The organism is Microbulbifer sp. S227A (genome assembly GCF_049800935.1).
On record NZ_JBNAFZ010000019.1, the window covers coordinates 43758 to 62451 of the forward strand.

The following is an 18694-nucleotide window of genomic DNA, read 5'->3' on the forward strand; positions in this document are numbered from 1 at the left end:
GGTCAGCCGAAATAGGCCCCCAACATCCGCGCATAGATGCGTTTGAGCTGATGGATCTGCGCCACCTCCACCCGTTCGTCGACCTGGTGCATGGTCTGCCCGACCAGTCCGAATTCAACCACCGGACAATGATCCTTGATGAACCGCGCATCCGAGGTGCCGCCGGTGGTCGAGAGCACCGGGCGCAGACCGGTTTCCGCCTCGACCGCATCCGAGACCAGGTCCGACAGGGCACCGGGCGGAGTCAGGAAACTTTCGCCCGATACCTTTACCTTCATGTCGATGGTCACGCCGAATTCGGTGGCAACCGCATCGACCTCGGATTGCAGCCACCCGGTCAGCGACGCGCCGCTATGGCTGTCGTTAAAGCGGATATTGACAGTGCCCCGGCATTCGGCGGGGATCACGTTGGTGGCCGGATTGCCGGTGTCGATGGTGACAACCGCAAGGGTCGAGGGATCGAAATGCGCGGTGCCCTTGTCCAACACGTGACTGGCCAAACGATCCATCAGCCGCGCCATGGCAGGCAGCGGGTTCCTTGCCCGATGCGGATAGGCGGAGTGCCCCTGAACCCCGGTCACGGTGAACCACGCGCTCATCGAGCCGCGCCGCCCGATCTTGATCATCTCGCCCATCTTTTCCGGACAGGTCGGCTCGCCCACGATGCAGACGCTCATCTGTTCCCCGGCCCGCGCCATGTGATCGAGCAATGCCGTGGTGCCGTCGATCGCGTCCGCCTCTTCGTCGCCGGTGATCGCGATTACGATGGCACCATCCGGCGGCGTGTCGCGCACATGATCGATGGCCGCCGCGACAAAGGCGGCGACGCCCGATTTCATGTCGGTTGCCCCGCGCCCGTACATCACCCCGTCTTTCACCTCGGCCCCGAAAGGCGGCATTGTCCAGGCCGCTTCGTCACCCAGGGGCACCACGTCGGTATGCCCGTTGAACCCAAAGCTGCGCGGATGTGCCTTGTCGCCCCAGCGGGCAAACAGATTGCTGATCCCGCCCCGGTCCGCCCGCATGCAGTGGAACCCCGCCGCCGATAGCTCCTGTTCCAGCAAGACCAGCGCCCCGCCTTCCTGCGGCGTCACCGAAGGACAGCGGATCAGGCGGGCGGTCAGGTCGGCGGCATCGGTTTGCGTCATCGCGAAAATCCTTGTCCTGTGAATGGCGAGTTCGACCCACACATGAAAGCAATTGGCGCGGAATCCAACCCCCCGGCGCAAAGCGACCCTTGTTTCCCGCCCTGCCGATGCCGATCTAATTGCTATGGGAAATCCGGCCACAGCTGTTAAAATCCGCAACGTGACCATGGTGCCGGGAGCTCGGGAGTGACGGTTTTCTTTTTCTTCGCGGCCATCCTGCTGGTGTCGATCATCAGCGCCATTGTCGCCGCCGAGGTCGCGGCTCAGCCGCCATTGCTGTCGCTGCTGGGTTCGTTTTCCACCGGTCTGCTGGGTCTGGCGCTATGTGCCCTGCTGGCGACGACGCTGCTGTTCATGCTCGACCCGGATCCGGTGACGGGCCTTGATGCCCCCCTGCCCCGATTGATGCGGACGCTACCGATTGCCGGGCTTTCGGCGCTGCTCTGGCTGCCCATCTACCTGTCGCTCTTTGGTCGCCTGCGCCGCGCGAGGTCGCCCAGATGAAGCGGCTGATCGAACGGGGTCTGATGTTTGGCAACCTGGTGCACGTGGCGACGCCCGCGCTGGTGGAACGCTATGACCGGGCGCTTGTGCATCTGACCGGCAAACACACCACGCTGAGCGATTTTCACATCGACATTTCAGGGTATTCACCCGAAATCGGCGACGAGCTGGGCGATCATCTCTATCTCAACCAGCACGGCGTCAACCGGCAGTTCATCCTGCTCACCACCGAGCAGAAACGCGCGCCCCTGCTGAACGCGACCTTTTCCACCAGCCACGATATCCTGCGCCGCTTCATCGACGCCAACGAAGCGCCGCTCTTTGCGCTGACGGCGGTTGATGCGGTTGCCGGGGAATTGGTGAATTCGGTCATCCAGATACGCGAACCGCGGCAATTGTTCGACATCCGCACCATCCGGATCGAGGCCGACACCACTGCCGGCACGCTCAGGCACGCATCCGAGCTGACGCGTCTGGTCGATCGGTTCCGCGAACAGGAAGACGCCTGGTTCGATGACGTGCTGATCGCGGATATGATCACCCTCGCGGGAAAATCCGGCGACATCACGCGCAACCCGGTCAAGCTGCGCGAAACCGGGTTCGAGCAAAGGAATTTCTGGACCAGCCATTTTGGCGGACTCTACGTCTTTCAGTCGGTCGAACATCCGGCGGTGATCGCGGCGGGGGACAAGTCCGACCTGGGTGAGCTGCCGATCAAGTACCTGTTCGATTTCGCCGATCGCAACCGCATTGCCAAGTTCCTGTCCTATAACGACCTGGTGGAACCGATCGTCAAGGCACCGGGGCTGGATGCGGCGGCGATCCTGCGGCAAAAGATGGATTTCATCGTGATCGACGCGGCCAGCGGGGGAGGTATGGACCTGACCGGCCTTTCGCGCGCCGACCTGCGCCGGCTGGCGCGGCAACATCACGACCGCCTGCCGCTCGAACATGAGGGGTTGGCCGAACTGCTGAACTGGGCCGAGAACGGCGGGTCATGGCCGCGCATCGCGTCGGATCATCCGGCCTATTTCTATACGCTGCGCGCCGCAAATACCCCCGACCGCGATCTGGTGAACCAGATGCTGGCGGAATTGACGCCGTATGACATCCGCCAATTGTTCATCTGCAACAAACCGGTTTTCTATCGCCGCTACCAGGCCTGGGCGGACACCAAGAAGGATTATGTCGTCGACTTCCTGAGCCGGGAATACCAGGTCGACAAGGCCGGTGCCCGCGCCGCCCTGTTCGGGCACGAGCCGGACATGACCGGCGACCTGCCCGCCGGCCCGGCCGACGATCTGATCCGCCGGGTCGGACCCTGGGGCGCGGTGGGACGGGGCTGAGATGCTGGGATTGTTGCGCCTTGTCCTGATCCTGCTGATTGTCCAAACCATCGCCTATTTTGCGCTGTCGCTCTATTCGCGAAACGTGCGGCGGCGCAAACTCAGGGATCGCTGGGCGGAAAAGGCGCTTCCGGTCGATCAGGAAACCTTTGTACAGCGCGGATTGACGCGCTATGACAACTCGCTCCGGCGAAAGCTGATCCTGGGGGTTTACATCCTGCCATGGATCGCCATTTCGGTGCTGATCTATGTTGTGAATTTCAAGTGAGGACGTGACAGATGGCCTATATCAAATGGGCGTTCATATTGACCTTCTGGCTGCTCCTGGGCGGGTTGCTGCACTATACGCTGCCCCAATATGACATCGTGCGCATTGTCAACACCTATGAAGAACGCCAGGATCTGACCGATTGGACCCGGATTTTCTGGTCAAGCCCGGATGACCAATCCGCCAATCTCGCCGGTCGTGACGTGCAATTCATCCAGGGCGTGCGCGAAAACGGCAAACCCATCGTCTATCGCAACGAGGATACCGGGTGGGGCTGGCCGTTCTATTTCAAGTTCGACACCGCCAATCTCTATACCGAGGCGAATGACGCGATCTCCACCAAGGACAATCCCGAATGGGTGTCGATCCTGCATTATGGCTGGCGCAACGAATTCCTGTCGACCTTTCCCAACGCGATCTCGATCCGGCAGGTCGAAGGCCCCGATCACCGTGTCATCAACTGGTTCAACATCATCTTCCTGACGCTGCTCGCGGCGATTTTCTGGGCGGTCTGGGTGCGCTGGCGCCGGTTCCGCGAGGCCCGCATCGACCCGATGCTCGAAGATTTCGGCGACAGCATGGATGCCGCCGGTGACCGCATCACCGAAAAGCGTGGCCGCTTTCGCCGCTGGCTGAACAGCTGGCGGTCCTGACCCCGGTGGCTCAGATGCTCTCGCCCAAGGCCATGTAGAGCAGGATACGGTTGTTGAGCAGCGCCGCCTCGGTTTCAATCACGTTCACCTGGCGGTCAAGCTGGAATTGCTGCAACACCAGCAGGCCAGTCATGTCGATGGTGCCCTGCACATAGCGATCATTGGCAAATTCCAGCGCCTCGTTGGCATCCTTGAGAGACTCGCGCCAGTTTGCCAGTTCCGAGCGCAGCACCTTTTCGTTCGCCAGCGCCGTTTCGACCTCGTTATAGGCCTCGAGCACGGTTTGCCCGTATTCCGCCACCGCCGCCGATTGCCTGGCCGTCATCCGGACCACGTCAGCCTGCAATGCGCCGCCTGCAAAGATCGGTTGCAACAGGTTGATCCCGACGCGCAGGAACTCGGGGTTGGCCCCCAGCAGCGCCAGTTCGGGATCAAGCAGCTGGCCACCCGCCGCGCTCAAGGAAATTCCGGGCAAGCGGGCGAGTTTCGCGGTCTGTGATTTGTAGAAGGCCGCAATCACCTTGTTGCGCGCCGCGATCACATCCGGGCGGCGATCCAGCAGCGACAACGGCAATCCCGAGGCCGGCAGGCTGGACGGCATGCGCGGAAAACGCGACGCCGGTTTCAACGTGAGGTCGGGATAGCGGCCAACCAACACCTCAAGGCTGCCGATTGCCTGGTTCTGAGAAGTCCTGATCTGGCTGGTCGCGGCCCTGGCGGCGGCAACACGGGATCGCGCCTGCACCACGTCGAAATCCGAAACCTGCCCGGCGGCGGCCTTCTTGTCGGTCAGGTCCAACAGTTCAGAATAGACCGTGGTGGCCTCGCGGCTGACCGCGATCAGCCGGGCCAGTTCGATATTGGCAATCCAGCTGCGCGCGACGGTGGCGGCGATCGATTGCTGCAAATAACGGGTATCCTCGGCAATCGCCCGCGCCAGAGCCGCGCTGGCGGCCTTGTTGGCCCGCAGCTTGCCCCAGACATCCAGCTCCCATGACGCGGCAATGACCCCGCCCTGAAGCGTGCGCGTCAGGTCCCGCTCGGTCAGTTCCGAACGCTGGCCACCGACCTCCAGCCCGACCTGCGGCAGGATCGGCGCACCGGCGATCACCACGGTTTGCAACGCCGCCTCGACACGGGCGGCGGCGGCAACCAGATCGCGGTTGTTGCTCAGCCCCTCCTGCACCAGGCTGGTCATGTTCGGATCGCGAAAGCTGGCGACCCAATTGCCCTTGAGCGCCGAGGTCGCCGCGCCGGAAGTGGACCAGGCCGCGGGGATCTTTGTGCCCGCCGGCAATGCCTGGTCCAGTATCTCGGGATCGGTCGGCACCGGCGCAAGCTCGCAAGCGGCAAGCAGCAGCAAGGCCGATACGACCCCGGTCAGGCGTGCAGGCATATTCTGTACAACGGTTTTCATGCGTTTCCCCAAGACGGCCCTAGATCGGCAACGGATAGACCCAACGCGACCATGTATAGGTTCGCAGCGAGATTTGCCCCAGCCACGTAAACGGATTGTCGCTGGTCAGGATCAGCGTCGCGCCGCCGACGCCGATGCCAAGATGAACCGAGGGATCGTCCAGCGTGATCTTGACCGGCAGGCGCGCCTCGGTATGCAGCGGAATGTCCGGGAACAGGGGCAGATCGCCCGACGGCGTGTATTGCCCGCGACGGCTGGCGTACCATATCTCTTCGACCTTGCCGCTGAAATGCTGGCCGGGATAGGTGTTGATCGCCACGACAACGGGTTGGCCGGGCCGCACGTTCATCAGGTTTTCCTGCCGGTATGCGGCAATCAGATAGGGATCGCTGTCGATGATCAAGCTGGCAATGGCACCGACCCGCAATTGCCCCGAGACCATACCTTCCTGCACCTGAAGGTTGACGATGACCCCGTCATTCGGGGCCTTCATCTCGGTATGCTCAAGGTAATACCGCGCCTGTGTCAGCGCCGCTTGGGCCTGGATCACGGCGGTGTTCACACCATCGATCTGCGAGTCATAGGCCAGTTCGGCACGTTTCTGGGATTCCTGCGCCTCGGCCAGCGAGGCCGAGGCCGAATTGACCCGCGAGGTCCATTCATCCGCCGATTCCTGCGATCCGGCCCGCTGCTCTGCCAGGGTCGCAAAGCGCTCTTGCTGAACCAATGCGAAATCCAGTTCGGACTGTGCCCGCGCGACCGAATCCTGGGCAACCGCGATATCCGCTTCGAGGATCTTGGCATTCTGCTGGGCCGCCACCACGGCGGCCTCGGCCGAAGCCACCTGCGCCTGATAGATGCTCTTGTCAAAAACAAACAGAACATCGCCCTTCCTGACCGGCTCATTCTCCCTGACGCGCACTTCGGTCACCAGCGTCGGTTCGGGCAATCGCGGGATCAATTGCACGGTATGGCGTACAACGCGCACATCGGTGGTGAACGGGGCCTGCATCCGCGTTCCGACCAGCGGAACAATCAGCAGATGCAGCAGGAAAAACGCCGAGATCAACCCCCAGGTCGGGGTAAACCGCAACCATTTGAGCTTGACGAACACCACCCAGACAAAGGCCAGATAGACCAGCGTGATCGCAACAACGCCCAGCATCCTCAGCCCTCCCGGTCAGCGGATGGCGCTGCGGGTGGTTCGGAGCGTGGTTCGGCGGGCGGCTCCTGATCGTCCTGGCCATAGGCGTATTTCTTGAGCCGCGCGAGATCCGCCTTGATCGCCTCGCGCTCTTCGTCGGGAAAACGGCGGATATCGATCACCTCGGTCGGCTTGAAGGCCCAGGTAAACGCCTGGATCCACGGCACAACCGCCAGAAAGCCGGTCCATCCCATGGCATAGACCGCCTCGGCTTCGGGGTGATTGCGCGCCACCGCGATCCGCCCCGGCAGGCCCAGAACCCACGCAAAAGCCGCCAATCCGCCAAACACGCAAATCATGCCACATCCAAGCGCCACGAAATCCCAGAAATAATAGGAATTCTGAATCGCGGCCCAACCGCTTTCGGTCTGTTCCATTGTTTTCCTCTCTCTGTGGCCCGCCCGATGCCCGACAACCGGACCTCCTGCCGTGTCGGAAACGCGCGGAGATCGCATTGAGTTTGCCGCGAAACCGGTCTTGGCCTGGATGCTGTCTGCCTGTGAACCTCGTTGGGAAACTGCGCGCGGTGGATGGCTCGTGGTTCACAAAATTGCCGAATTTTCACAATCGGTCAATTTGCTTTGAAATTCATCTTGATGCCGATTGCCGACACGGCGCGGGCATCACGTTACAAATGTCATGATCAGTTACCAATGATCCGCCGCGTCCGGTGCGCGGATCTGTCGAACACGAAAAAACCGCCAATCGAAACTGGCGGTTTTCCTGATCGGCCCGGTCGGGTTCTCGTGTCTTGCCTTGCCGGGAGACTGCGCGATCCGGTCAGAGACCCGCGTAGAGCGGAAAGCGCGCGCAGAGTTCGGCGACGCGGGCCTTGACCGTTGCTTCGGTTTCGCCGTTCCCCTCCGAGCCGTGCGCGGCCAGCCCGTCAACGATCTCGACGATCATATCGGCAATCTGGCGGAATTCGGCTTCGGCAAAACCGCGCGTGGTGCCTGCCGGGGTCCCCAGCCGGATGCCCGAGGTCACGGTGGGTTTTTCCGGGTCAAACGGGATGCCGTTCTTGTTGCATGTGATATTGGCCCGGCCCAGCGCCTGTTCAGTGGCATTGCCCTTGACCCCCTTTGGGCGCAGATCGACCAGCATCACATGCGTATCCGTGCCGCCCGTGACAATATCCAGCCCGCCCTTGATCAGCTGATCGGCCAGCGCCGCCGCATTTTCGCGCACCTGTTTCTGATAGGTCTTAAATTCGGGGCGCAGCGCCTCGCCGAACGCCACCGCCTTGGCTGCGATCACATGCATCAGCGGGCCGCCCTGAATGCCGGGAAAGATTGCCGAATTGACCTTTTTGGCGATGCTTTCGTCATTGGTCAGGATCATCCCTCCGCGCGGCCCCCGCAGGGTCTTGTGCGTGGTGGTGGTGGCAATATGCGCGTGCGGAAACGGCGACGGATGTTCGCCCGCCGCGACCAGCCCCGCGAAATGCGCCATGTCGACCATCAGGAATGCGCCGACGCGATCGGCAATGTCGCGGAACCGGGCAAAATCGATCTGGCGCGGGATGGCGGAACCGCCCGCGATGATCAACCTGGGTTTGTGTTCCTCCGCCAGCGCCGCGACCTGGTCATAATCGATCAGGTTGTCCTGTTTGCGCACGCCATATTGCACGGCGTTGAACCATTTGCCCGACTGGTTGGGGGCCGCGCCGTGGGTCAGGTGGCCGCCGCTCGCAAGGTTCATGCCCAGGATCGTTTCTCCCGGTGCGATCAGCGCCTGAAACGCGCCCTGGTTGGCCTGGCTGCCGGAGTTCGGCTGGACATTGGCAAAGCCGCAACCGAACAACGCCTTGGCCCGGTCAATCGCCAGTGTCTCGGCGACGTCGACCCATTCGCATCCACCGTAATAGCGCCGCCCCGGATAGCCTTCGGCGTATTTGTTGGTAAGCACCGAACCCTGCGCCATCAGAACCGCGCGGCTGACGATGTTTTCGCTAGCAATCAGTTCGATCTCGTCACGTTGACGGCCCAGTTCGCCGGTGATCGCGGCAAAGAGCTCGGGGTCGCCGGTGGCCAGCGAGGTCGTGAAAAACCCGTCGGGTTTCTGCGGGGCATTCATCATGTGACTCCTTCTTGGTGGATAATGGGCAAATCGCGTTCCGTTGATCTTTGCCACGGCCGCCGCGCGCATCTGTACAGGCGGCGGCCGGGCGCAAGGCGACGGGCCTTAGCCGGTCCAGCCGAGGCCGGTCGCGATACAGTTCATCGATTGCAAGAGCGGCGTTGCATCCATGTCCTGCGGCGTTTGCCGGGATCGCGACAACAGGTTGACCTGAAGGTCATGTATGCGTCCAAGCTCGCCCCGGACACGTTCGAACCGGGCGCGCATGTTGGGGAACCGTTCGCCGATCTCGGACGTGCCGGTCAGGGCGCGCAATTCGATACAGCTCTGCTCATGCGCGCGCCGGATACGGTCGAAAATCGCATTGCGCCCCGCCGCGTCAGGCACCAGAGACGCATAGCGCGCGGCAATGTCCATGTCGGCGTGATAGAGCGATTTCTCGACCTCGTCCACGATCAGGCGGAACAGGCGGGAATGCCGGAACATTTCGGCCAACAGCCTGTCTCCCTCGGCCCCGCGCACCCGCCGGAACGAGGCCAGCGCCGTGCCAAACCCGTACCATCCGGTAATCAGGTGCCGGTTCTGCGACCACGCGAACACCCAGGGGATCGCCCGCAGGTCATCCAGCGTCTGTGCCCCGGATCGCCGTGCGGGGCGCGAACCCATTTTCAACATGGCCAACTCTTCGACGGGGCTGGCCTGCTGGAAATAGTCGATGAATCCCGGTTGGCGCAAAAGCGTGCAATAGGCGGTCTGGGAGATCCCCGACAACGCCTCGAGCGCATCGTTGAACTCGGGCCGCGCCAGTTGCGGACGTGAATCCAGTGACTGCGCCAGAACCGACGAAGCGAGCAATTCCAGATTGCGCAACGCGGTGCCCCGATTGGCGAATTTCGACGACACGACCTCGCCCTGTTCGGTGGTGCGCAACCGGCCATTGATCGTATCCCGGGGCTGCGCGGCGATGGCGCGTTCGGTGGGTGCGCCGCCCCGGCTGACCGATCCGCCGCGCCCGTGAAAGAACTCGGGGCGCAAACCATGCCCGGCCAAGGCCCGCGCGATGTTGCGTTGCGCCTTTTCCAGCTCCCAGGTCGAGCAGACAAAGCCACCGTCCTTGTTGCTGTCGGAATAGCCCAGCATGATCTCGACCAGATCGCCCGCGGCCTTGAGGCTGCGCCGTGCCAGCGGCACGTTCAGCAGCTCGTCCAGGATCTGCGGCGCAGCGCGCAAATCTTCGATGGTTTCAAACAACGGCACCACGCGCAGGTCGAGCTTTTCCGCCCCGAACCCCGCATACCGGGCCAACAGGAATACCGCGAGCAGGTCATCGCAGGACCGTGTCATCGACAGGATGAACGGCCCGATCGCATGCCGGTCGGCACCCAGCCGGGCCTCTCGCATGAGATCGAGAAGCTGCAACAGCTCCCGGGTCTCGGAAGCCAGCGCCGCACGATCGACCCAGGGCAAATCCGCGCCGCCCAATTCCGCACGCAACCGCCGCGACCATTCGGACGTGCCGTAGTCAAGCGTCGCGCCGGCGCATTGCCAGATATCCGCCAATGCCCGCGTGGTCACCGTGGAATTCTGCCGGATGTCCAGCGTGAAGGTGCGAAACCCGAAAACCTCTGCGCGCCAGCGGATCGGCCGTATCAAACGCGCCGCCAACCGCCCGGCATCCACCGCGGCGAGGGCGGTTTCCACCCGCCGCAGATCGGCGATGAAATCCGCAACCTGTATATAGTGTGCCGCCCCGGCCTGGTCCCGCGTGGCGGCAATGCGGCTGCCGATGGCGCTGATCGCCTGGCGAAACACCTCGCCGGGATTGGCATGGCGCGGCGCGCGCGCCGTATTGCCCGCCTGGATAACCGCATGCAGGTCGTTCAACGCCGCTGGCGGCACTGCCGCGATGGTCGCGCTGATGCTGGCATGGCTGGCGGCACGGGTCAGGTCCGCCTCGTAACGATCCAGGATCGTCGCCCGCGCACGGGCAATTGCCCGCTCGGTCACATCGGCGGTGACGTTGGGATTGCCGTCACGGTCGCCACCGATCCAGGAATGGAAACGGATACAGGGGTGCCCGCCGGATCCGCGATCAAACCGCCCTTCGACTGCCGCCTGGAACCGGTCATAGAGCTGTGGCACCGCGTCAAACAGGCTGTCGCGAAAGAACTGGAGGCCCCATTCGATTTCATCCTGCGGTGTCGGACGTTCCAGCCGCAATTCCCCGGTCAGCCACAGCAGGTCGATCTCGCTCTCGATATCGGCCATGACCTCGGCCCGTTCGTGCGGCGTCCAACGCTGGGTTTCAAGCGCCACCAGCGAACGATAGATGCGGCGATGGATCTCAAGAACGGTGACCCGCTTGGCCTCGGTCGGATGGGCGGTCAGGGTCGGCCCTACCGACAGGGTGCGTGCCGCGCCGGAGAACTCGTCCTCGGACATGTCGGGAAACTGCGCCATGGCGCGGGCAAAACTGCCCTCGACCGCGTCTGGCCCTTCGCGCGTCTCGGTGCGCCGCCTTGCGCGCATCTCGGCGTTTTCCTCGGCGATCTTCAACAGGTGGAACCAGATGTTCAGCGCCTGAAGGAACGGCACCGGGTCGGTATCGGCTGGCAAGGGGCCCTGGCCATTCTCCAGCACCGGCAGAACCTGTGGCGCACGATGGGCGATTACCTTGCGCCACAGTTCATAAAGGTCGGCCCGCAACCCGTCGGCATAGCCGACCCTGGTCTTGACGGCGCTCTCGGGCGCGAGCGCCGCGCCGGTCGCGTTCAATTGACCCGGTCGCGCGGGGCGCGGCCCTCAAAGAAATCACGCAGGTTGTCGATAACCCGAAAGCCCATGGCCTCGCGTGCTTCACGTGTCGCGCTGCCCAGATGCGGCAACATCACGAGGTTGTCACAGTCGCGCAGCAGCGGGTTGATATGCGGCTCGCCGTCGAATACGTCCAGCGCCGCGCCGCCGATGGTTTCGAACCACAGCGCCTGGCTGAGCGCCAGTTCGTCGATCACCTCGCCCCGCGCGGTATTGATGAGAAACGCGTCGGGCCGCATCAGGTTCAACCGCGAGGAATTGATCAGGTTGCGGTTCTCGGGGCCGCCCGGACAATGCAGCGACACGAAATCGCTTGTCGGCAACAGGTCTTCGATACTGTCGACCTGGGTGGCATTGCACTCGGCCAATATCTCGGGGGCGACCTTGCTGCGGTTCTGCACGAGGATCTTCATGCCGAACCCATGATGCGCGCGACGGGCCATCTGCTGGCCGATGCGGCCATAGCCGATGATGCCCAGCGTTTTGCCCGACACCTTGGTGCCGACCAGATGCGTGGGCCGCCAGCCGGTCCACTGGCCGTCGCGCACCTCGCGCTCGCCTTCGCCCGCGCGGCGCGCCACCATCAACAGCAGCGTCATCGCCAGGTCGGCGGTGCATTCGCTCAGGACATCCGGTGTATTGGTGACACAGATGCCATGATCGGACACCCGTGCCATGTCGATATGGCTGAACCCGACCCCGTAATTGGCGAGGATCCTGGTCTGCGGCCGTGCAATCTCCAATGCCGGTGCGCCAATCTTGTCGGTCACGGTCGGCAGAACCGCGTCATAGGACGTCAGCGCCGCCTTGAAATCCTCGGGCGTCATCGGCGTGTCCGAGCGATTGAGGACCGTATCGAAATGCTGGCTCAGCTGGGCCTCGACCGCTTCGGGCCAGCGACGGGTAACAAGAACCTTGGGCTTTTTCATCCGAAACCCCTCCTATTGCATCACGCGTGCGATGGTTTCACCAATCACCGCGGGGTTCTCCGCAACGGTCACACCGGCAGAGGACAGGATCTCGACCTTTTCGCTGGCACTTTCGCCAAAGGCCGAGATGATCGCGCCCGCATGGCCCATCGTGCGCCCCTTGGGCGCGGTCAGGCCCGCAACATAGGCAACCACCGGCTTGCTGACGTGGTCGCGGATATACTCCGCCGCCTCGGCTTCCTGCGGGCCGCCGATCTCGCCGATCATGCAGATCAGGTCGGTTTCGTCATCGGCCTCGAACCGTTCGAGAATATCCCGAAACGAAGAACCGTTGATCGGATCGCCGCCGATGCCGACACTGGTCGAGACACCGATGCCATGCTCCTTGAGCTGCGCCGCCGCTTCGTAGCCAAGCGTGCCGGACCGTCCGACGATGCCCACGTTGCCGGGCAGGTAGATATGACCGGGCATGATCCCCAGCAGCGCCTTGCCGGGGCTGATGGTGCCGGCACAGTTCGGTCCGGTCAGGACCATCCGCCGCTCTTTCGGATAACGGTACATGTACCGTTTGACCCGGATCATGTCCTGCGCCGGAATGCCGTCGGTGATACAGACGCAATACCGGATGCCGGCGTCGGCGGCTTCCATGATGCTGTCGGCGGCAAATGGCGGCGGCACAAAGACCAGCGTGGCCTCGGCCCCGGTTTCGGCCACCGCGTCCTTGACCGTATCGAAAACCGGCAGGCCCTCGACGGTTTCGCCGCCCTTGCCCGGAACAACGCCGCCAACCACGTTGGTGCCGTATTCGATCATGTCCTTGGTGTGGAACCGGGCCATCTTGCCCGTGATGCCCTGTACAATGACCTTGGTGTCACGATCCAGAAAAATGCTCATGAGATGGCCCTCACCTTGGTGGATTGGCTGAGATCGCTCTGCCACGCGCCCACGGCGCGTTCGGCGGCTTCGTTCAGGGTGGTCGCGCGGATCAGTGGCAGACCGCTTTGCGCCAGGATTTTCTGGCCTTCGGACACGTTGGTGCCTGCCAGCCGGACGATCACCGGCACATCGACCTGCACCTCGCGCAGGGCCTGGACCACGCCCTCGGCAACCCAGTCACAGCGGTTGATACCGGCAAAGATATTGACCAGAACCGCCTGGACGTTCTTATCCGACATCACCAGCCGGAACGCCTTGGCCACCCGCTCCGGGGTTGCACCGCCGCCGATATCAAGGAAATTCGCGGGTTCCCCCCCGGCCAGCTTGATCGTGTCCATCGTCGCCATCGCCAGCCCGGCGCCGTTGACGATACAGCCGATATTGCCATCAAGCCCCACATAAGACAGGCCCCGATCGGCGGCGCGTGCCTCGCGCGGGTCTTCCTGGCTCTTGTCGCGCAATTCCGAGATCTGCGGATGCCTGAACAGGGCGTTGTCGTCAAAGGTCATCTTGGCATCCAGCGCCAGGATGCGGTTGTCGCCGGTAATCACCAGCGGGTTGATCTCGACCATGGTGGCGTCAAGCTCGGTAAAGGCGCGATAGCATCCTTGCAGGGTGCGCACCAATTGCTGCACCAACCTGGCTTCTATTCCCAGCTTGAAGGCGATTTCGCGGCATTGGAATTCCTGAAGACCGACGGCGGGCTCGACGGTGGCGCGCACGATCGTCTCGGGGCGCGTGGCGGAAATATCCTCGATCTCCATGCCACCCTCGCCGCTGGCGACGATCATGATCCGCTGGCTTGAGCGGTCCAGCACGAAACCCAGATAGATCTCGCGATCAATCGGCACCGCCGCCTCGACATAGACCCGATAGATGCCCTTGCCTTCGGGGCCGGTCTGATGCGTGACCAGCTTCTTGCCGAACATCTCTTCGGTGCAGTCCTGGATCTCGACATCGCTGTCACAGACCTTGACGCCGCCCGCCTTGCCGCGGCCGCCCGCATGAACCTGCGCCTTGACCACCCAGCGTTCGCCGCCCATCTCGCGGGCGCGATAGGCCGCCTGTTCCGGGCTATAGGCCAGCGCCCCCTGCGGGATCGCGACGCCAAAGTTGCTGAGAACTTCCTTGGCCTGGTATTCGTGAATATCCATCTCTGAGCTCCTCCTCTCAAAGCGTTGCTTATTCGGCGGCGATCGCCGTATCGAAATGCCGGTTCAACTGGGCCTGGATCGTCGCGATATCCACCTTGGCACCCATGTCCTGCATGGCGCGGGCAAAGCGCGTGACGATCTCGGTGATTGCCTCGGGCGTCAAAAGGTTCAGGATGCCGATGCGCACCTGCACCGGTTCGGACAATGTCGGCCAGATGCCGAAACCCTGCGCGCGACACGACTGGACAAGCTCCATCTCGCGACCCGCGAGGCTCTCGGGCAGGTTCAGCACCACCAATGATGTCATGTTCGACGTGACCTTGCAGCCCATCGCCGTGACCGCCTCGCGCAGCGCCGCCTCGTGAAAGGCATAATCCCGCGCCCGCTGGGCCACGCCATGCTGCAATGTGATCCGCAGCGCCTCGTGAAAGGCCGAAACCGCATAGGGGCTGTGGGTGCGGTGATAGGTGCCCTTGTCCACGTCCTGCCCATCGACGATTCCCCAATGGCGGGCCTCGAGGATCGGGTTATGCACAAAGGTACGGCAGCCGGTCTGGCGCAGCGTGTCCACGTAGCGGTCGGTGAATGACACCGGCGCATAGGTCAGCGGCAGACAGCAGATGCCCTTTTGCGGACAGGATGCCCAACCCGCGACGCCGGGGAAATCGTCGATCCGGAAATCCTCGACCCCAAGGGACGACACCGCATCCACCAACCCCATGACCCCGTGACGTTCGCAGGCGTCGGAAAAGCCCCGGATGTCATTTACCCGGCCCGAGCCGGTTTCCCAATGCGCCATGGCGGCCCATTTCGGTTTGTGTTCGGCAAGCGCGGCCTCGACGATCTCGCCGCTGACCGATTGCCCGTGCGGCACGTCGATGATCGTGACCGAGGCGGCAACCGGGTCAAGCGGGTTGGCCCGCAGCTCGTCCGCCGTGGCCGCCTTCATCCGCACGGTCAGACCGTCGATGCCCGAAAACGTGCCATTGGCAAACACCACGACCGTATCGCCGGGCATCACCGCGCTGAACATCATGTCCAGCCCGCTCCAACCGGTGCCGGCAACGCCAAAGGTGTGAATGTTGCGCGTGCCCATCACCTGGCGCAGCATCGTCTTGCACTCGATCATGCCCCGCAGCACATCGGGCTGCATGTGATCGGCGGTGCCCGCACTGGCAAAACGCTCGAGCACACGGGGATCGGTGTTGCCGGGGCCGGGACCGGCAGCCAGGGTGTGGGGAATTTCCAATGGCGCAAAAATCATCTCGCTCATGACGGCGGCCTCCTCTCGGTCATCATTGCTCAGCTTCACCAAACACCCGCTCGACTTTTGCGACAACGTAAGATACTCCTGCTTTTGGGTATCTTTATGGGTGGGGAATTACCTACCCTTTATGGTAAGGATGCCATGGTATACCGAAAATGGCCCCATACTTTTGGGTAGTTTATCCAAGGAAACGCTTAAATTGCAATCAGTTGCCAAAACCGCGCCGCCAATCTCGGTCATGTTGGCAGACAGCAATTCGCTGGTTCTTTCGGCCATGTCCGAGTTTTTCGAACGCGATCCGCGATTCTCGCTGGTCGCAACCAGCGCCACTGCCGAGGGATTTCTGGGAACGGTGATGCGGGTGCCGGTGCAGGTCGGGGTGATCGACTGGAACCTGCCGGTGCTGGGCGGGGCAAAGCTGATCGAGGTTCTGCGCGACCAGGAACAGGCACCCCGGTTGGTGGTCTACGCCGATCAGGGCAGCGATGCGCACCGCGCCGCGATGGCGGCGGGTGCCGCCGGTTTCGTCGATCGCGCCGGGACGGTCACGGGGCTGCTCGACACCTGCGCCGATGTCGCGGCGGGCAAGATGGTGTTCCCGTTTTTGGACGTCCGCGAGCTGCAAAAAGATCCGATCCACAGCCTGTCGCGGCGCGAGCGCGCCATGCTCGAAGCCCTGTCCACCGGGCTGACAAATCGCGAGCTCTCCAAGACCCTCGGAATTTCGACCAACACGGTGAAATTTCACCTGTCCAACCTGTATGAAAAACTCTCGGTCAAAAACCGCGCGCAGGCCATCGCGTTCTACTATTCGAACCGGGTTCCCGGCACCGACCGCGACGATGCCGACGAGTGAGAAATCTCCGGCCGCACCGCTACCAAAGTATGAGTTGACGAAAATCGATTCTCTGTTCCTGCATTGGGCGCGTTGAACGCCTTTCCCAACAGGAGCATCTTCCCCATGAGCTTTCACCCGATCGAGCAGGCCCCCGGACGGCTGAATCGCAGCGAGCTTGCCGTTCCCGGCAGCCAACCGCAAATGTTTGAAAAAGCTGCTGAATCTGACGTCGATGTGATCTTTCTCGACCTCGAGGACGCGGTCGCGCCGGATGAGAAATCGCAAGCCCGCAAGAACATCATCAAGGCCCTGAACGAGATCGACTGGGGCAAGAAATCGATGTCGATTCGAATCAATGGTCTGGACACGCATTACATGTATCGGGACGTTGTCGACATCGTCGAACAGGCCGGAGAGCGCCTGGATCTGATCATGATTCCCAAGGTTGGAACCGCGGCGGATGTCTATGCCGTGGACATGATGGTGACCCAGATCGAGGACGCCAAAGGCTACAAGAAACGGATCGGATTCGAGCACATCATCGAGACCGCTCTGGGCATGCAGAACGTCCATGAAATCGCCGCCGCATCCAAGCGCAACGAGAGCCTGCATTTCGGGGTTGCCGACTATGCCGCGAGCACCCGCGCGCGGACCACGGTGATCGGCGGCGTCAACGAGAATTACGCGGTGCTGACCGATCCTGACGGCGATGGAAATCGGGCGACCCATTGGGGCGACATGTGGCACTACGCGATCTCGCGCATGGTGGTTGCGGCCCGCGCCAACGGGTTGCGACCCATTGACGGTCCGTTCGGCGATTTTTCCGATCCCGAGGGCTACAAGGCGGCGGCCTATCGCGCGGCGGTGATCGGGTGCGAAGGCAAATGGGCCATCCATCCCAGCCAGATCGCGCTGGCCAACGAGGTGATGAGCCCGTCGCCCGAAGAGATCGACCGCGCCGAGCGGATTCTCAAGGCGATGGCCGAAGCCGAAGCCGCCGGCAAGGGTGCCGTGTCGCTTGACGGGCGGCTGATCGACTATGCCTCGATCCGCCAGGCCGAAGTGCTGGTGGAAAAGGCCCGGCAGATCGCCGGCGGCTGACACGGCCACGGCGCGTTCAACATGAAACCGGTGGCCTCACGGGCCATCGTCACGCCGAATTCGAAGGCACCCGCGAATCCAACCCGCCAAAACGGCGCATTTGCACCGTGAAATGACGGGTTGGATCACACGCCCCGCCATGCTGCGGCGTATGTGGAGCAAGACCGGTTGCCCCGCGACAGGGTGTGCCACACGCAATTTCCAACAGCCGACCGCCAGGCGGCGACCAAGAGAGAGACCAATGGCCTACAGAAGTGATATTGAGATAGCGCGGGAAGCGCGTAAGAAGGGGATTCAGGAGATTGGTGACGGGCTTGGGATCCCGTCGGAGCATTTGTTGCCTTATGGTCATGACAAGGCCAAGGTCGGGCAGGCGTTCATCGACTCGGTGCAGGATCGTCCCGATGGCAAGCTGATCCTGGTGACCGCGATCAACCCGACCCCGGCGGGCGAGGGCAAGACCACGACAACCGTGGGGCTGGGTGATGGTCTGAACCATATCGGCAAAAAGGCGATGATTTGTATCCGCGAGGCGTCGCTGGGTCCGAATTTCGGCATGAAGGGCGGTGCCGCCGGGGGGGGCATGGCGCAGGTTGTGCCGATGGAGGACATGAACCTGCATTTCACCGGCGATTTCCACGCCATCACCAGCGCGCATTCGCTGTTGAGCGCGATGATCGACAACCACATCTACTGGGGCAACGAACAGGAGATCGACCTGCGCCGGGTCCAGTGGCGGCGGGTTGTCGACATGAACGACCGCGCCCTGCGCAATGTGGTGCTGAGCCTCGGGGGCGTGGCCAACGGCTTTCCGCGCGAGGGCGGGTTTGACATCACCGTGGCCTCCGAAGTGATGGCAATCCTCTGCCTGGCCAAGGACCTGAAGGACCTGGAAAAGCGCCTGGGCGACATGATCGTCGCCTATCGCCGCGACCGCACGCCGGTTTATGCCCGTGATATCAAGGCCGAAGGCGCGATGACCGTGCTGCTCAAGGACGCGATGCAGCCCAACCTGGTGCAGACGCTGGAGAACAAC

17 protein-coding genes are annotated in these 18694 nt (G+C 62.7%); 7 read left to right on the forward strand and 10 right to left on the reverse strand.

The annotated features are described in order from the left end of the window. Positions 1-2 precede the first annotated feature (2 nt). Positions 3-1148, reverse strand: a complete 1146-nt coding sequence (gene dapE / locus ACP15R_RS24815; protein ID WP_424988583.1) for a succinyl-diaminopimelate desuccinylase — start codon at positions 1146-1148, stop codon at positions 3-5. Between the two features lie 186 nt (positions 1149-1334). Between dapE and ACP15R_RS24820 the strand changes: the two genes are divergently transcribed. From ACP15R_RS24820 to ACP15R_RS24835, 4 genes are read left to right on the forward strand one after another with little or no spacing between them, the layout of a single operon-like run. Beyond that, positions 1335-1652 (forward strand): hypothetical protein, encoded by a 318-nt coding sequence (locus ACP15R_RS24820; RefSeq protein WP_424988584.1) that lies wholly within the window; start codon positions 1335-1337, stop codon positions 1650-1652. Further along, on the forward strand, positions 1649-2998 hold the full coding sequence (locus ACP15R_RS24825; protein ID WP_424988585.1) for a DUF6638 family protein: 1350 nt from the start codon (positions 1649-1651) through the stop codon (positions 2996-2998). The genes ACP15R_RS24820 and ACP15R_RS24825 overlap by 4 nt, the downstream gene beginning before the upstream one ends. Position 2999: 1 nt before the next feature. Continuing rightward, the gene (locus ACP15R_RS24830; RefSeq protein WP_424988586.1) at positions 3000-3266 is read left to right on the forward strand and encodes a hypothetical protein; all 267 of its coding nucleotides are present in this window, start codon (positions 3000-3002) and stop codon (positions 3264-3266) included. Between the two features lie 11 nt (positions 3267-3277). Beyond that, complete coding sequence (locus ACP15R_RS24835) at positions 3278-3919, forward strand: DUF1523 family protein (RefSeq protein ID WP_424988587.1); 642 nt, start codon at positions 3278-3280, stop codon at positions 3917-3919. 10 nt (positions 3920-3929) lie between these two features. Here the strand turns inward: ACP15R_RS24835 and ACP15R_RS24840 are convergent, their stop codons facing one another. From ACP15R_RS24840 to ACP15R_RS24880, 9 genes are all read right to left on the reverse strand, one after another. Beyond that, complete coding sequence (locus tag ACP15R_RS24840; RefSeq protein WP_424988588.1) at positions 3930-5336, reverse strand: efflux transporter outer membrane subunit; 1407 nt, start codon at positions 5334-5336, stop codon at positions 3930-3932. 19 nt (positions 5337-5355) lie between these two features. Beyond that, positions 5356-6501 (reverse strand): HlyD family secretion protein, encoded by a 1146-nt coding sequence (locus tag ACP15R_RS24845; RefSeq protein WP_424988589.1) that lies wholly within the window; start codon positions 6499-6501, stop codon positions 5356-5358. A 2-nt stretch (positions 6502-6503) separates the two neighbouring features. Continuing rightward, positions 6504-6917 (reverse strand): hypothetical protein, encoded by a 414-nt coding sequence (locus tag ACP15R_RS24850; protein WP_424988590.1) that lies wholly within the window; start codon positions 6915-6917, stop codon positions 6504-6506. A gap of 403 nt (positions 6918-7320) precedes the next feature. After that, entirely contained in the window at positions 7321-8619 is a 1299-nt protein-coding gene (gene glyA / locus ACP15R_RS24855; RefSeq protein WP_424988591.1) for a serine hydroxymethyltransferase, read from the reverse strand. A gap of 105 nt (positions 8620-8724) precedes the next feature. Next, positions 8725-11394 (reverse strand): phosphoenolpyruvate carboxylase, encoded by a 2670-nt coding sequence (locus tag ACP15R_RS24860; RefSeq protein ID WP_424988592.1) that lies wholly within the window; start codon positions 11392-11394, stop codon positions 8725-8727. After that, the gene (locus ACP15R_RS24865) at positions 11391-12362 is read right to left on the reverse strand and encodes a 2-hydroxyacid dehydrogenase (protein WP_424988593.1); all 972 of its coding nucleotides are present in this window, start codon (positions 12360-12362) and stop codon (positions 11391-11393) included. The genes ACP15R_RS24860 and ACP15R_RS24865 overlap by 4 nt, the downstream gene beginning before the upstream one ends. A 12-nt stretch (positions 12363-12374) precedes the next feature. Beyond that, positions 12375-13256 (reverse strand): succinate--CoA ligase subunit alpha, encoded by an 882-nt coding sequence (gene sucD, locus ACP15R_RS24870; protein WP_424988594.1) that lies wholly within the window; start codon positions 13254-13256, stop codon positions 12375-12377. Further along, positions 13253-14452, reverse strand: coding sequence for a malate--CoA ligase subunit beta (locus ACP15R_RS24875; RefSeq protein ID WP_424988595.1), 1200 nt, complete (start codon positions 14450-14452; stop codon positions 13253-13255). The genes sucD and ACP15R_RS24875 overlap by 4 nt, the downstream gene beginning before the upstream one ends. 28 nt (positions 14453-14480) lie before the next feature. After that, positions 14481-15725, reverse strand: a complete 1245-nt coding sequence (locus ACP15R_RS24880) for an aminotransferase (RefSeq protein WP_424988596.1) — start codon at positions 15723-15725, stop codon at positions 14481-14483. Positions 15726-15918: 193 nt separating this feature from the next. Here ACP15R_RS24880 and ACP15R_RS24885 point away from each other — a divergent pair, with 193 nt between their 5' ends. From ACP15R_RS24885 to ACP15R_RS24895, 3 genes are all read left to right on the forward strand, one after another. Then, the gene (locus ACP15R_RS24885) at positions 15919-16575 is read left to right on the forward strand and encodes a response regulator transcription factor (protein WP_424988597.1); all 657 of its coding nucleotides are present in this window, start codon (positions 15919-15921) and stop codon (positions 16573-16575) included. A gap of 105 nt (positions 16576-16680) precedes the next feature. Further along, positions 16681-17658, forward strand: coding sequence for an HpcH/HpaI aldolase/citrate lyase family protein (locus tag ACP15R_RS24890; RefSeq protein WP_424988598.1), 978 nt, complete (start codon positions 16681-16683; stop codon positions 17656-17658). A 241-nt stretch (positions 17659-17899) separates the two neighbouring features. Beyond that, positions 17900-18694: formate--tetrahydrofolate ligase (locus tag ACP15R_RS24895; RefSeq protein WP_424986878.1), on the forward strand; the 795-nt coding region annotated here is incomplete at its 3' end.

Excerpts from the sequence above, each read along its gene's own strand:
- dapE (WP_424988583.1), bottom strand. The coding sequence starts at position 1,148 with ATGACGCAAACCGATGCCGCCGACCTGACCGCCCGCCTGATCCGCTGT.
- ACP15R_RS24825 (WP_424988585.1), top strand. The coding sequence starts at position 1,649 with ATGAAGCGGCTGATCGAACGGGGTCTGATGTTTGGCAACCTGGTGCAC.
- ACP15R_RS24830 (WP_424988586.1), top strand. The coding sequence starts at position 3,000 with ATGCTGGGATTGTTGCGCCTTGTCCTGATCCTGCTGATTGTCCAAACC.
- ACP15R_RS24835 (WP_424988587.1), top strand. The coding sequence starts at position 3,278 with ATGGCCTATATCAAATGGGCGTTCATATTGACCTTCTGGCTGCTCCTG.
- ACP15R_RS24840 (WP_424988588.1), bottom strand. The coding sequence starts at position 5,336 with ATGAAAACCGTTGTACAGAATATGCCTGCACGCCTGACCGGGGTCGTA.
- ACP15R_RS24845 (WP_424988589.1), bottom strand. The coding sequence starts at position 6,501 with ATGCTGGGCGTTGTTGCGATCACGCTGGTCTATCTGGCCTTTGTCTGG.
- ACP15R_RS24850 (WP_424988590.1), bottom strand. The coding sequence starts at position 6,917 with ATGGAACAGACCGAAAGCGGTTGGGCCGCGATTCAGAATTCCTATTAT.
- glyA (WP_424988591.1), bottom strand. The coding sequence starts at position 8,619 with ATGATGAATGCCCCGCAGAAACCCGACGGGTTTTTCACGACCTCGCTG.
- ACP15R_RS24865 (WP_424988593.1), bottom strand. The coding sequence starts at position 12,362 with ATGAAAAAGCCCAAGGTTCTTGTTACCCGTCGCTGGCCCGAAGCGGTC.
- sucD (WP_424988594.1), bottom strand. The coding sequence starts at position 13,256 with ATGAGCATTTTTCTGGATCGTGACACCAAGGTCATTGTACAGGGCATC.
- ACP15R_RS24875 (WP_424988595.1), bottom strand. The coding sequence starts at position 14,452 with ATGGATATTCACGAATACCAGGCCAAGGAAGTTCTCAGCAACTTTGGC.
- ACP15R_RS24880 (WP_424988596.1), bottom strand. The coding sequence starts at position 15,725 with ATGAGCGAGATGATTTTTGCGCCATTGGAAATTCCCCACACCCTGGCT.
- ACP15R_RS24890 (WP_424988598.1), top strand. The coding sequence starts at position 16,681 with ATGAGCTTTCACCCGATCGAGCAGGCCCCCGGACGGCTGAATCGCAGC.